Source organism: Thiomicrorhabdus immobilis (genome assembly GCF_021654855.1).
GTDB classification, from domain to species: domain Bacteria; phylum Pseudomonadota; class Gammaproteobacteria; order Thiomicrospirales; family Thiomicrospiraceae; genus Thiomicrorhabdus; species Thiomicrorhabdus immobilis.
On record NZ_AP024202.1, the window covers coordinates 2,241,788 to 2,256,366 of the forward strand.

The 14,579-nt window shown below is 43.1% G+C and carries 13 protein-coding genes and 1 tRNA gene; 4 read left to right on the forward strand and 10 right to left on the reverse strand.

Going from position 1 to position 14,579, the window contains the following annotated elements:
- Positions 1-123: 123 nt before the first annotated feature.
- The 3 genes from rsmD to L6421_RS10155 all read right to left on the reverse strand — a co-directional run bounded on the left by rsmD (position 124) and on the right by L6421_RS10155 (position 4,516).
- Positions 124-759 (reverse strand): 16S rRNA (guanine(966)-N(2))-methyltransferase RsmD, encoded by a 636-nt coding sequence (rsmD, locus tag L6421_RS10145; RefSeq protein ID WP_237261681.1) that lies wholly within the window; start codon positions 757-759, stop codon positions 124-126.
- 3 nt (positions 760-762) lie between these two features.
- Positions 763-3,582, reverse strand: a complete 2,820-nt coding sequence (locus L6421_RS10150) for a bifunctional diguanylate cyclase/phosphodiesterase (protein WP_237261682.1) — start codon at positions 3,580-3,582, stop codon at positions 763-765.
- Between the two features lie 103 nt (positions 3,583-3,685).
- A complete protein-coding gene (locus L6421_RS10155; protein ID WP_237261683.1) occupies positions 3,686-4,516 on the reverse strand; it encodes a CvfB family protein in 831 nt (276 codons plus the stop codon).
- A 274-nt stretch (positions 4,517-4,790) separates the two neighbouring features.
- On the opposite strand from L6421_RS10155, the gene L6421_RS10160 reads away from it, so the two are divergent.
- A complete protein-coding gene (locus L6421_RS10160) occupies positions 4,791-5,354 on the forward strand; it encodes a DUF4136 domain-containing protein (RefSeq protein WP_237261684.1) in 564 nt (187 codons plus the stop codon).
- A gap of 68 nt (positions 5,355-5,422) precedes the next feature.
- Here the strand turns inward: L6421_RS10160 and L6421_RS10165 are convergent, their stop codons facing one another.
- The 4 genes from L6421_RS10165 to L6421_RS10180 form a co-directional block, all read right to left on the reverse strand.
- Complete coding sequence (locus L6421_RS10165) at positions 5,423-5,896, reverse strand: LabA-like NYN domain-containing protein (RefSeq protein WP_237261685.1); 474 nt, start codon at positions 5,894-5,896, stop codon at positions 5,423-5,425.
- Positions 5,897-5,950: 54 nt separating this feature from the next.
- Complete coding sequence (locus tag L6421_RS10170; protein ID WP_237261686.1) at positions 5,951-6,628, reverse strand: NAD(P)H-dependent oxidoreductase; 678 nt, start codon at positions 6,626-6,628, stop codon at positions 5,951-5,953.
- Between the two features lie 133 nt (positions 6,629-6,761).
- On the reverse strand, positions 6,762-8,081 hold the full coding sequence (locus L6421_RS10175; RefSeq protein ID WP_237261687.1) for a M16 family metallopeptidase: 1,320 nt from the start codon (positions 8,079-8,081) through the stop codon (positions 6,762-6,764).
- Entirely contained in the window at positions 8,081-9,469 is a 1,389-nt protein-coding gene (locus tag L6421_RS10180) for a M16 family metallopeptidase (RefSeq protein WP_237261688.1), read from the reverse strand. Before L6421_RS10180 ends, L6421_RS10175 begins: the two co-directional genes overlap by 1 nt.
- Positions 9,470-9,667: 198 nt before the next feature.
- Between L6421_RS10180 and ftsY the strand changes: the two genes are divergently transcribed.
- The 3 genes from ftsY to L6421_RS10195 are packed head-to-tail and all read left to right on the forward strand — an operon-like array spanning position 9,668 to position 12,403.
- Positions 9,668-10,963 (forward strand): signal recognition particle-docking protein FtsY, encoded by a 1,296-nt coding sequence (gene ftsY, locus L6421_RS10185; RefSeq protein ID WP_237261689.1) that lies wholly within the window; start codon positions 9,668-9,670, stop codon positions 10,961-10,963.
- Positions 10,964-10,979: 16 nt separating this feature from the next.
- A complete protein-coding gene (locus L6421_RS10190) occupies positions 10,980-11,816 on the forward strand; it encodes a DUF2914 domain-containing protein (RefSeq protein ID WP_237261690.1) in 837 nt (278 codons plus the stop codon).
- A complete protein-coding gene (locus L6421_RS10195) occupies positions 11,813-12,403 on the forward strand; it encodes a transglycosylase SLT domain-containing protein (protein ID WP_237261691.1) in 591 nt (196 codons plus the stop codon). The genes L6421_RS10190 and L6421_RS10195 overlap by 4 nt, the downstream gene beginning before the upstream one ends.
- Positions 12,404-12,601: 198 nt before the next feature.
- Here L6421_RS10195 and fabB read toward each other — a convergent pair whose 3' ends face one another.
- The 3 genes from fabB to L6421_RS10210 all read right to left on the reverse strand — a co-directional run bounded on the left by fabB (position 12,602) and on the right by L6421_RS10210 (position 14,538).
- Complete coding sequence (fabB, locus tag L6421_RS10200) at positions 12,602-13,822, reverse strand: beta-ketoacyl-ACP synthase I (RefSeq protein ID WP_237261692.1); 1,221 nt, start codon at positions 13,820-13,822, stop codon at positions 12,602-12,604.
- Between the two features lie 2 nt (positions 13,823-13,824).
- The gene (fabA, locus tag L6421_RS10205) at positions 13,825-14,340 is read right to left on the reverse strand and encodes a 3-hydroxyacyl-[acyl-carrier-protein] dehydratase FabA (protein ID WP_237261693.1); all 516 of its coding nucleotides are present in this window, start codon (positions 14,338-14,340) and stop codon (positions 13,825-13,827) included.
- A 122-nt stretch (positions 14,341-14,462) separates the two neighbouring features.
- A tRNA-Thr gene (locus tag L6421_RS10210) sits at positions 14,463-14,538 on the reverse strand.
- Positions 14,539-14,579 lie beyond the last annotated feature (41 nt).

Below are 14,579 nucleotides of genomic sequence, written 5' to 3' on the forward strand. Positions count from 1 at the left end.
AATACTTATAAAAGGGTTATGTCTACTTATTTTGAAAACAAACTGAAATTGAATGTAACTGAACGACCATGGACAATTGATTCGTCAATAACCCATGATGTATTGTGCTCGATGAACCAATGGCTATTCTTTATATTTAAATAGACCGAATCGAACTTGCGAGGTGCTTTTCTCTCGATGGCACTCCCAGCCATCTGGCAAAACCGGCCAATCAAGCTGTTTTTCTTGCTCTAAATATAACCAGGCCTGGTTATTTACATAGCCGTTTTTGAACAACAGATCGACTGAATTCTGCATAAAGTTTTTATGAAATGGCGGGTCTAGAAACACCACATCGTAATGGCTGTTCGCCGGTTGCGCCAGCCACTGCAGACTATCGACCTGTTCAACTTGGGCATTGTCTAATTTAAGCTGTTGCAGATTCTGCTTAAGTTGCTTGGCATTGGCTGAATCCAACTCAAGTAAAGTCGCATGTTTGGCACCACGCGACAACGCCTCGAAAGATAAGGCGCCCGAACCGGAAAACACATCCAAACAATTGGCTCCTGGTATCTCGAACTGTAACCAATTAAACAGCGTTTCCCGTACTCTGTCAGAGGTTGGACGAAGCCCTTCGGCGTTTAAAACCGGTAATTTACGCCCGCGTAAATCGCCGCCTATAATCCTGACTTCGCCCAACGGGTTACCCTTGACGTTAGCGGACTTACTGGAATGATTCGACGACTTGGATGGATATTTTCTAGATCTTTTTTGTGACATGGTTTATGACTTTTGTGGCCAGTGTTGTATACGTTTTCTTGCCTCCAAACGTTGCATCAACTCGGCTTGGTTCAGGGGCTTATCAAAATAATAACCTTGTATAATCAAGTTGGAATACTCGGCCAGTTTTTCCAATTGCACTTGCGTTTCAATCCCTTCGATTACCACATGTAATCCTAAAGATTGCGCCATTTGGATAGTGTGGTGAACGATTAATCGATCCGATTCGTTTACATCAATATTCAAGATGAATTGCCTATCGATTTTGAGCTCACTCAAATTTAACCTATCAAGATAATATAGGTTTGAATAACCGGTACCATAATCGTCTAGAGATAGGCGGCATCCCATATTCTGGATGGATTCAAACACTTTATTATTTCTGAAATTATCTTCAACCATCATGGATTCGGTTACTTCAAAGACGATGCTTTGACTATCCACCTGGGAAGATTGGATAATAGCCTCTATATCTTCGATGAATTTAGGGCTTCTAAGCTGTATCGCGGATAAGTTGATGGAAATCGAAACCCCCTCAAGTTGATAGGCCGCAGACCAAGTTGTAAACTGGTTCAAAGCCTCTCTAACCACCCATAAACCAACTTCCTCGATCAGCCCCATTTTTTCAAGAACAGGTACAAATTCAGAGGGCGAAACCACACCTCTTTGCGGATGTGTCCAGCGCAACAAGGTTTCAAACCCGACTAAGTTCTGGGTTTTAAGGTCTATCTGTGGCTGGTAAACCAAAAACAACTCTTGATTGATCAATGCATTTTTTAAATCGTTCTCGAAGTACAGTTTTTTGATTGCCGCTTGACGCATTGAATCGTTATAGAACTGGTAACTGTTCAAATGATTCTTTTTGACATCATACATCGCGGTATCAGCGGCTTGGATCAAGCTTTGAGCATCACTTCCATCGACGGGGTAAACACTCACCCCCATTGTCGCACCGATCTGTAAGGTATAATCGCCCACCAGATAAGGGGCCTGAAAGAGTTCGGCGACTTGTTGCACAGCACTTTCCAGTTCGTTTTTTGTTTGAACTTGTGGCATAAAAATAACAAACTCATCGCCACCAAAACGAGCGACAAGGTTGGGCGACTTGAATTGATTGTTCAACGCTTCGGCGACTTGTCTAAGCAATTCGTCGCCGACTATGTGGCCGAGCGAATCGTTAATCGCTTTGAAAAAGTCCAAATCTAGAAAAATCAAACCTGCTTGAGTCTCATTGGAATCAAGAGCTTGATTGATATAATCTTGTAGTAAACGTCTATTCGGCAACTGCGTCAATACATCATGATTTGCCAAAAACTCTAACTGCTTTTCGTTTTCGATTTTCTCACTGATATCTGAGAATATTCCGATATAGTGGGTAACTTCATTCTGTTTGTTCTTTAAGGTACTGACCACCAGCCATTCCGGATAGACCTCCCCGGACTTATTTCGGTTCCAAATCTCACCTTGCCAGCGACCCTCATTGAGAATACAGCTCCACATTCCCCGATAAAACTCCGAGGAGTGCCGATTGGAATTCAATAGCGACGGGCTCTTACCTAAGACATCCTCTCGCTCATATCCGGTGACCGTTGTAAACGCGTCGTTGACACTCAAAATGTTTTTTTGGCTATCGGTGATCATGACCCCTTGCGGGCTTTCTTCATAAATTCGAGCCATCAACTGCAATTCATTAGCCAACTCGGTTTTTGCCCGAACCTCTTGTTGCAAACTATCGACCAACTGACCAATTGAACTTGATAACATGCCAACTTCACTATCATTAGTGGCATAAGGTGAAATATCGGCTTTTTCATCGCCGTGACGAATCCTATCAGCGACTTTTGTTAAATCCTCTAAGGCGCGTGTCGAGCGAGAAACGATCTTCCATACCAAGAGCCATAAGAGCAACATCATCAACACCAAAATAACAATGGAATTGACCAGAATGCTATAGGCGGGAGTGATGACACTTCGAACACTTTCACGAGCCACCACCCCCCATTGCAGCATCTCATTTTCAGGTGTGGTCAGGTAACGTGCGGCACTCAAATACTCAACACCGTTTGCCCATCTTTCCTCTGCAAGTCCTTGTTGCCGCTGCAACGCATTTTGAAATGAATTTAAGGAGGATAAATTGATAGATGCCGAGGGCAACTCCGCCGTTCCCATCAATAATGAACCATCGCTTTTAGTCACCAATATGTCTACATTTTTTAAGGTATCCGAGCGTAATAATTCTTCACGCATCTCAAACGCCCAGTCCCATCCTAGATGACCACAAATAACACCAAGCAATTGGCCGTTTTCATCCAGTATGGGTGCCGAAACATCCACTAATCTCAAGGGGAGGTCATCCCACTTTGGTTTAGGCATGATATTGGCCAGCAAGAATGCATCATGAACACTACCCATATGCAAACCTTTGCTTCCATGAATGAACCAGCTTCGTTTAGAGACATTTTTACCAACCAACAAACCATCGGTACCCACCAAAATATTTCCTGAAGCATCGGTCATACCTATCCAAGCATAATAAGGATATGACTTCCTCAACTGCTCAAAAATAGCGAGTTTTTCTTGATTGGTAGTAAATGGAGACTTTATATCCGATAGCTGTGTCAACATTTGCACTTCATTACCACGGCTCTGCATATCTTTATTGAGCTGGTTTGCCATATGATTGGCTAGCTCACCCAGCATGACTCCGCGGTTTTCTGTAACCATATGGGAAATGCGCATGGAAGAGATGCCAGCAATCACAGTCGTTACGAATAAAACTGAAAGCATGAGATAAATTGTCAATTTACCTCGCATGGTATGCATTAGGCCGCTTAATTTCAGTTTATACATTTTGTATTTGACTCGATTGATTCATTGAATATGTTTGTACTTAAACTTGATTGTAAAAGCACATTATTTATTTTGATTATTTCGCCAGACGGATATCGTCGGGGTTAATTAGGATTTTTTTCGCTTTATAAAGTCGCCCAAGTGCTTTTTTATAACTTGCTTTACTCACTCTATAACGCTTGAAGATTTCCTCGGGCGAGCTTTTATCGGTAAGCTCTGACACCCCGTTATTGGCCTCCAACACAGCTAAAATCATCTGTCCCAATTCGTCTTGTGCCTCTTGGCCGCGTTTTTGCAAGGTCAGATTAATCTTGTGGTCTGGCCTAATCCCTTTGATATAACCTTGCATTTTCTGCCCCATTCTCAATGGCTGCAAAATATCGCTATTATGAATCAAACCTAGATGGGTGCCGTTAATTAGAGCGGTATATCCCATTTTACTGCGACTGACCACCATCAACTTCACGGGCTGGCCACTTTTGAAAGTGTCGTTGGTCTCTTTGAGATGCAGGCTCAATTTACTGGATGCGGCAATGCGGCCACTTTTATCGATATACAGATAAACGCAATAAGATTTACCTTTTTCCATTGGCACCCGTTGCTCGGCATAGGGAACCAATAAATCCTTTGGCATTCCCCAATCCATAAAAGCTCCGGTTCGATTGACATCCGTTACCGTCAAGTACGCCACTTCACCGATCTCGGCAAGTGGTCGATCGGTTGTCGCCACTAAACGGTCTTGCGAATCGAGATGAATGAACACCTCTAAATTTTGCCCGACTTTGGCATTGGCAGGCACATAACGTTTAGGCAAAAGAATCTCGCCGAGCTCTCCGCCATCTAAATACAGCCCGAACTCGACCTCTTTAACAACCTTTAATTGATTCATTTGTCCGACTTGAGCCATTTTTACAACCTTATAAACGAAATAACCGCACTTTAACTAGTGCCAAATAATAATGTTAGCAATTATAACCAGGCCTGGTGATTTACTGTAGATAAATCCTCTATTTCCGAATTAAGTAAACTCCAAACCAGGCCTGGTGAGATTAGGATGAAACCATTGGATGAATGATTTAAAGCAGAAAAGTAATTTTCTCTTAAGCTTTGTTGATTTACCTTAGCCGCAAAAACACCTAAAATGGAAAGATGTTACTTATCTTAACAAGGAAATAAATATCATGAAAACATTTATGCAAATCGCTTTATGGACGGGGTTATCACTCGGCTTACTTGGTTGTTCAGGTGTTCCGGTGAACCAGGATTATGATACAAGTTATGACTTTAGCAAGATTCGTTCGGTAGAGTGGTTGTCTGCCGCACAACAGACCGAACCCAAAGCCTCTACTTTTGCGCAACAAAACCCTCTCATAGCCAAACGCATTGAAAACGCGATTACCCAACAATTACAACTTAAAGGCATCACTCTTCGACAAACAGGTCTTGCTGATGCCTTTATTACCTATCACTACTCAACCAAACGTATTTTGCAAGCCGACCCGGTTTCAACCTCATTTGGTTTTGGCATGTTCAGTCGTCATAGTGGTGTGATGTTTCGTACCAGTCCGGACATTTATGAATATGAAGAGGGACGCCTAGTAATTGATATCATTGGACGCAACAATCAACTGTTATGGAGAGGAATCAGCCCATCTCGTTTAGTAGAACAGGCGACTCCGGCAGAAACAACCGCCAGAGTGGATGAAGTGGTTGCCTCGATATTGGCGCAATACCCTCCTAAATAATGGATAAGGACATTAGTCGTTATCCAAACTTTCAACAAGATAGGCCTTTAAAAAGGCCTATTGCAATATTAAATAAGTAGGTTGGACTCTATCTGATGATAGACCTTTGCCGCTTGTATTAACGATTTAGCCGTGAGCTGTGGTACCCCATACACTTCGGTGATGAGGTTGTTGTTCTGATGAACCCTATCTAACAACAAATCAAAATCACCATCACCCGAAAGCAAGACCACCTTGTCGACATCGGGAGCAATATCGATGACATCGATAGTGATTCCTACATCCCAATCCCCTTTTGCCGAGCCATCTTTACGCTGAATATAAGGTTTTAACTTAACCACAAATCCCATTTTCCTTAACGCATTCTGAAACTTACGTTGGCCTTCGTTATCGCTCTCGATCGCATAGGCAATCGCCGACACAATTTCACCCTGCAAGGATAGTTGCCGCCAAAGCTTCTTATAATCAAATTGACGTCCATAAGCCTCACGTGTGGTGTAGTAAATGTTTTGCACATCAACAAACAGGGCTATTTTAGTCATGGAAATCTTTGGCAATTTTGGCTTGGCAAGAGACGATTGAAGAATCCGCTATAATCAGAACCACTCGATGATCTCTGCCGCCGATTGACGCGTTTTCGGTTTTTGAGGATTGACTCGATAACCGAATGCCAACATATAGGCGACTTGGAACTCGGAAGTATCCACACCCAATTCATCGCCTAAGAGTTCATTAACCTCTTTCTCTTTGAACCCTTCTATTGGGCAGGTATCGATTTCCATCAATGCCGCAGAGGTCATCATATTGGCTAACGCAATATAGGTCTGTTTTGTCGCCCAATCGAACATCGCTCTATCTGACGAGAGTAAGTCAAAATCCGACTCTTGGAAGGTCTTGTAAAAACCACCTCGCATTTCAATCACATCATCTGGCAGACCATGTACGTCTTTCATCATGTGATGAATATAATCACTGTCATAGCGCATGGATTTAGCCGTTCGCGCCAAAGCGATTACAAAATGACTGGCGGTTGGCAAGGTGTTTTGAGCACCCCAGACAATCGGTTTAAACTTTGCGCGTAGCTCAGGGTTTTGCACCACTAGAAACTTCCAAGGCTCAAAACCAAAAGAACTCGGACTTAAACGTGCGCTTTCCAACAGCGTTTGAAATACATCATCGGGAATTTTACGCTCTGCATCCATCACCTTACAGGCGTGACGGAATTGAAAAGCATTTAGGAGCTGTGTTTGAACATCAGAAATTGGAAGAGACATAATTAAATAACACTTTTTAGTAATAAAAAACCGATTCTAAAATAATAGACCGGATGTTTCACGTGAAATCAGTGACATCTAGCTGAACAGCAAACCTACTCTTGGCTTGCTGTTTGCGATTGGAATCACCTGATTATTGAGGTTTACCCACCATGATTGTGAGCATTTTTCCGGGCTTGATCAGCTTATCCCAAACGTTTAGCACATCTTGCTTGCTAACCTTTTCAATCTGTTTTGGAAACCACTCTAAATAATCAAGAGGTAAACCATAAAAACCAATCATGGAAATGTAGCCTAGGATTTTACCGTTATTATCCATCCGTAATGGAAACCCGCCAATTAAGTTGTCTTTAATGGCTTGCAGTTTTTCATTACTAAAATCCTTTAAAAAGGCATTTAATGTATCTTTAACCACCTTATCGGCTTGTGAGGCCGAAGCGTTTTTAGTCGACAAACCGATTAAAAACGGCCCATTCACTTTTTGAGGTGCGAAGTAGCTATACACGCTGTAAACCAAGCCGCGTTTTTCACGCACCTCTTCCACCAATAATGAACCGAATCCGCTGCCACCCAAAATATGATTACCCACAAACAGCGCCGCATAATCGGGATTACCTCGTTCAATCCCTAATTGGGCAAGCGAATAATAGGTCTGTGTCGAGTCAAACTCAATCTTGATGGATTGCGCTTGAGTCAAAGGTTTAGGGGTGACCAGGCCTGGTAAAATCTGGCCTTTCGGTAAATTTTTGGTTAATTGTTCGGCAATTTTTTCAGCTTGGGTTTTATCGACATTTCCCACAATGGCAATCACCGCATTACTGGCAACATAATGCGTTTTATAAAAGGCTTTGATGTTATCCAGATTAATCTTATCAACCGACTCCAAGGTCCCCGATGTCGGATGCGCATACGGATGGTTTCCGTACAGCGTTTTCCATAAAAAATCGCTGGCAATCGCTTGTGGATTGACGGTTTTTTGCTTAAGAGCAATCTTTAAACGCTGCATTTCACGTTCAAAAATCGCTTGTGAAAACTGAGAATCACTCACCAAAGTCTCAAAGGTGTTCAAGGCCTTTTGCATGATGTTAGGACGGGTAAGTGTTCTTAGAGAGATGGAAGCATTATCACGCGAAACACTTGAACCGATTTGCGCACCGATATTGTTAAAGGTCTCAGATACCTGCTCTTCATTCAACTTAGACGTTTCAGTACCCAGCAAACCGGAAGTCATGGCAGCAAGCCCCCAAACATCACCATCACGTGCCGAACCGGCATCAAAGGTCATTTCAATATCCAACATCGGTAGCTGTGTGGTTTGCACATACATCACCTTGGCACCGTTTTGGGTTTGCCAACTCTCCACCTGCACACTCGCCATTGCGCTATGACTCAATAATAGCGTAACCATAAATAACCAGGTCGGGTAAAAAGTGTTTTTAAATGACTGTTTCATCAATGCATCCCTCCATGCATAAGCGGTGCAGCCGATTTCTTGGCCTGCTTGCCGTTAGGCAGCAAAGTGGCGATCGTCACTTTATCCTTATCTAAATATTTTTTGGCGACCGCTTGAACCTGTTCCGGCGTGACTTTACGCAGCTGCTCCACCCAGTTATCGATGGTATCTGCCGGCAAGCCAACACTCACCAAAGAACCCAATACGGTTGCTTGCGATTGGATTGAGTCTTGATGATAAACATACTGCGCCTCCGATTGCGCCAAGACCCTCTCCAACTCATCCTGGGTAACCAAATCCGTTTTTAACTTATCAATCTCTTGCCAAATCGCCGCTTCGGCCTTTTGAGGAGAGACCCCTTCAGAAGGCGTAGCCTGGAAGATAAACAGGGTCGTTAAACGGTCTGTTCCGTCATAACCTGCCCCGATACTGGCGACCACCTGCTCTTTACGAAGAAGGTTTTTGGTGAGACGAGCCGAATCGTCTCCATCTAGAATCGAGCTTAAAACCTCCAACGCATAAACCTCTTTTTTCTGTTCATCGGTTTTTGCCGTCACCAAAGTCGGTGCATGAAAGCCCATCAAAATACTGGGCATTTTGGTTGCGCCTTTAAGTGTTAGCTGACGCGGGCCTTCTTGCTCCAATTCCTTCTGCGGCTTAGGCGGCTCAATCTTTTCCGGTTTATTTTTACCATAATATTTCTTAGCGAGCTGATACACCTCTTGCGGATTGACATCCCCTACCACAACCAAAGTGGCATTATTCGGTGCATACCAACGTTGATACCAATTACGGGCATCATCCGCGGTCCAACTACGAATATCCGGCATCCAACCAATTATGGGATGATGCTCTGGGCTATTCATAAAAGCTGTCGCTTTAAACTGTTCATATAGCTTGCCTTCCGGCTTGTCTTCAGTTCGCCAACGACGCTCTTCGGTCACGACATCACGCTCTTTAATGAACTCTTCGTCCGTCAACACCACATTACGCATACGATCCGCTTCCAAACGCATCAAATCTTCTAAATGCTGCTTACCTACTACTTGGTAATAGGCGGTGTAATCGGTTGAAGTAAAGGCATTCTCTTCACCGCCCATACGCGAAACTATTTTCGAAAACTCTCCCGGTGCTAAGGTTTTCGTTCCTTTAAACATCATGTGTTCCAACATGTGTGAAATACCGGTTTTACCACTATGTTCATAATTCGACCCCACACGATACCAGACTTGATGAACTACAACAGGCGCACGATGATCCTCTTTCACTAAGATTTTCATTTGATTATCTAAGGTAAATTCAGTCACATTGGCAAAACCCAAGCTACTTGTCAAAAAGAGCGCTAGCCCGGTTACCAAATAGGTCGCTTGCTTTTTAAAAGACCGCATAATGATTCCTTTGGTAAATTAAAAGAGATCTAAAATTAAAAATGAGGTGAAAACCAGATTGCCGAGTGTCTTCACCATCTTTTAAATGAATTCCTTTATAATAGCGATAGTTGAATATTCAAGTATGAATAAAACTTGAATCTAACCCCAATTTTTCACATTAATCGAGACGATTGATTCTAGTTTCAGGACAAGCGAATGTTTAGTTTTTTGCGCCGCAAGAAAAATCAAGAAGAGACTTCACAACAGGCTATTGAAGAGAGCTTGGTAGAGACAAATCTAGAGCCACAACCAGAAAAAAACGAGATTGCACAAATCCGTGACGATTCGACTGAACAGCCAGGCAAGGGAACCCAAGAAGCTGACGCTCTTGAAACCACTGGACCTAGCAACGGGCAAACGCCTGTCGAGCAAGGCAACGTTCAGCAAGAACCAGCAGAACAACCAGAACCATCGGTACAATTTGAAGAAACACAATCCAATTCTGAAACGGAACAACCGGTTGAGCCAGCACGCCAAGAACCAATCACGGAAGAGCCTTCAGCTGAAAAACAGAGTTTTTTCACGCGCCTAAAAAAAGGACTAAGCAAAACCCGTCATAGCTTTACCGAAAGCATTGCCAGCCTGGTATTGGGGCGCAAAGAGATTGATGACGACTTGCTTGATGAGTTGGAAATGATTCTTCTGACCGCCGACGTGGGAATCGATGCCACCGACCGCATCATCCAAAATCTAACCGAGCAGGTTTCACGTAAAGAACTTAAAGACCCTGAAGCATTGATCACCTCGTTAAAGTCGCAACTACAACAAATTTTAGCGCCGATGACCGCCCCACTTGATATTGATGCCCATTTGGCTAAAAACCAAGGGCCTTTTGTGATTTTAATGGTAGGCATTAACGGTGTTGGTAAGACCACGACCATCGGTAAGCTGGCAAAAAAATATCAACTCGAAGGTAAGTCTGTCATGCTGGCCGCCGGCGACACTTTCCGCGCCGCTGCGGTAGAACAATTACAAACTTGGGGGGAACGTAATAATGTTCCGGTTATGGCACAAAAAACGGGAGCGGATTCCGCTGCGGTGATTTTTGATGCAATCCAATCAGCTAAAGCGAAAAAGATTGATGTTCTGATTGCCGATACCGCTGGTCGTTTGCATACTCAGTCCAATTTAATGGAAGAACTTAAAAAGGTAAAACGTGTCATCGCTAAAGTGGACGCAACGGCACCACATGAAGTCATGCTGGTGATTGATGCCGGAACCGGGCAAAATGCCTTGAACCAAGCTCAGCAATTCCAAGAAGCGGTAGATGTCTCCGGCATTACATTAACCAAGCTAGATGGAACCGCTAAAGGTGGAATTGTGTTTGCCTTGGCCGAACAGCGTCAGATTCCTATTCGTTTTATTGGTGTTGGAGAATCGATTGACGATTTACGCGCTTTTGACAGCAAGAGCTTTACCGAAGCACTGTTTGATCAATCCACAACGGGTTAACCCATTGAAATAAGCCATGCAACTTCCTGATACCGACAATATTGACTATCAATACGCCTTCAAACAGGGTTACCGGATGGCAATTGATGGTAAACGTGTCACCAGTATGCCCAGCAGTGTCCGACGCGATATGGTGATGCGTGACTATTTTCAACAAGGCTGGGAGCAAGCTGTTGAAGATATGACCCATAACAGCGAAATTCTCAACAAACCCGATTGGCGTAGCCGTTTTGCTTGGTTTGTGTTTATGGTTTTAGGAGGTCTCGCGACGGCAAGCTTGATGATTAAAAACATCGAGTCCGAAAAAGCCAAACAGCAAGCCGCCATAGAGGGACAAACTGCGCAAACGCCAAGCACCCAAACTTCAACGCTAAACACCCCTAACTCAGCGACCACGGTTAACGAACAACACGACCTTGCTAACCTCTCCTTACTTTCAAATGAACAACGTAAAGATCTAGCGCTGAATCAGCGACAGATTGCCACAGCGCAAGAGCTTGATCTTCAAGCTGTAATCGACAGCCCGATCAAAGTCACTTTTGCGACCTTGAGTGAAGATATCCAAGATAGAACCCCCATCCATCCGTTAACAGATACAGTGCCAAAATATATACGTAAACTGACTTTTTTTACGGAAATCAAACATGCCAACAAGCAAACCATTTATCATCGTTGGCGCACAGATAAACAAATTTTAGCAACCGTAGAGCTGTCTATTGGTAGCGATAACTATAAAACCTGGTCAAATAAAAAACTCAGCAGTGCGTGGTTAGGCCAATGGTATGTTGAAGTTCTAGATCAAAATAAGAATGTCATTTTCCGCAAAGCATTTAACTATGGAGGCCAACCTTGAATCTTTTAAAACGCCTATTAATACTCTCTCTTTCAGCGCTTATGTTAATTATGGCTGGATGTAGTAGCACACCACCTCCAAAACAAACGTATGACAACCTTTGCTCGATTTACGGCCATGATAGTGATTGGCAAGAGGCGGCTCACAAAGCCTATAAAAAATGGGGAACGCCGCCCTATGTCGCCATGGCCTTGATTCATCAAGAATCACGTTTTAAACCAGATGCGCAACCTGCCCGTGAATACGCTTTAGGCATGATACCTCTACCAAGAAGCTCTTCCGCCTATGGTTACTCTCAAGCGAAAGATGGTACTTGGCATGACTACATGAAGGCTACGGGAAATTGGGGGGCTTCTCGCTCAGATATAGAGGACTCTTTGGACTTTATCGGCTGGTATAACTATCAATCATATAAACGTTTGAAGATTTCCCGCAAGGATACCTATAAGCTGTATTTGGCTTACCACGAAGGCCAGGGGGGATATTCACGACGTAGCTATTTGAAAAAGGACTGGTTACTTGCGGTGGCCAAGAAAGTGTCTAATCGGGCGCGCATGTACAAAAAACAGTATTCAAGATGCAGTTGAAGATTGCATTTAAGCAGACTATATAAGTAGTCTGTTTTAAGCAGCTAACTTCTCAACTACACCCTTTAAACCAAAAACTGATATCCAGATACAAAAAAACCGAGCAGGGAATTCCCAACTCGGTTTTTTTTTAAAAGTTACCAGGCCTGGTAACTTTTATTTAAACGTTTTAAATTGCTAAAGCATAAGCTTTAGTAATTAAGCTTTGTAACGTTCAAATACTAAAGAAGCGTTAGTACCACCAAAGCCGAAGCTGTTACTCATAATACGGTTTAAACCTGCATTATCAATACGCTCAGTGACAATAGGCATGCCTTCACACTCAGGGTCTAGGTTTTCGATATTGATTGAAGGACAAATAAAGTCATTCTCCAACATCATTAAACTGTAGATAAATTCATGAACACCGGCCGCACCTAAAGAGTGACCAGACATTGATTTGGTTGAACTGATTTTAGGAACCTTAGCACCGAATACTTCACGAATAGCCGCTGCTTCTTTAGTATCACCTACTGGAGTAGAGGTACCATGAGGGTTGATATAATCAACATCACCATTCACAGTTGATAATGCCATCTGCATACAACGAACTGCACCTTCACCAGAAGGAGCAACCATATCATATCCATCAGAGTTGGCACCGTAACCTGTGATTTCCGCATAGATTTTAGCACCACGAGCCAAAGCGTGCTCCAACTCTTCAACTACGACCATTCCGCCGCCACCAGCGATAACAAAACCGTCACGATCCGCATCATAAGCACGAGAAGCTTTTTCAGGACAATCATTGTATTTTGTCGATAAAGCACCCATCGCATCAAACATCACAGACATGGTCCAGTGAAGCTCTTCACCACCACCTGCAAAAACGACATCCTGTTTACCCAGTTGAATCTGCTCAACCGCAGTTCCGATACAATGTGCAGAAGTAGAACATGCCGAACTGATTGAATAGTTAATGCCCTTGATTTTAAATGGCGTTGCTAAACAAGCAGAAACAGTAGAACCCATGGTACGCGTTACCATATAAGGACCAACACGCTTAACACCCTTCTCACGGGCAATTTCTACCGCTTGTGTAGAGTTTGAGTTAGAACCACCACCAGAACCAGCAATCAAGCCTGTTCTTGGATTAGACATTTGCTCTTCGGTTAAACCAGAATCTTTAACCGCTTGTTGCATAGCAATGTATGAATAAGCGGCGGCATCACCCATAAAACGTAATTGCTTACGATCAATATGGTCAGAGAAATTTAAATCTTTGATTGCACCATGAACTTGTGAACGCATACCATTTTCAGCATACTCTGGCGCAAATACGATACCTGATTTACCCTCTTTTAAAGACTGAGTAACTTCTTCCACATTGTTTCCGATGCTAGAAACAATACCTACGCCTGTAATAACGACTCTTTTCATAATTAAAAATTATCCGTATTAGTGAATAAGCCAACCTTTAAATCGGTCGCACTGTAAATTTCTCGGCCATCAACAAACATTTTAGCGTCACCAAGACCCATATATAACTTACGTTTAATCACACGTTTCATATCAATAACGTATTCAACTTTCTTGGCCGTTGGTAGAACCTGGCCATAGAACTTAACTTCACCTGAACCTAGAGCACGTCCACGACCAGGTCCACCAGTCCAACCTAGGAAGAAACCAATAAGCTGCCACATAGCGTCCAAGCCCAAACAACCAGGCATAACCGGATCTTCGTTAAAGTGACATTCAAAAAACCAAAGGTCCTTTGTTATATCTAGTTCAGCACGGATTTGACCTTTACCGAATGCACCACCTTCTTCAGAAATATGAGTAATGCGATCCATCATCAGCATTGGAGGTAATGGCAATTGTGCATTACCAGGACCAAACAGCTCGCCACGGCCACTCGATAAAAGTTCTTCTCTTGTATAACTAGATTGTTGTTCCATTAGGTTTACCAGTGTTGTATCAAATATCCTGCATTATAACAGGACGATAGAGTGCAATTCAATGCGTTAAACAGAATACAAAAAAGCCCGTAATCTCTTCAGAAATTACGGGCTTTAAAATATGGTGCCGACATCAAGACTTGAACTTGAAACCTACTGATTACAAATCAGTTGCACTACCAATTGTGCTATGTCGGCTTGTTGGGGCGTATTATAAGACTTGTTTAAAATGTGTCAAC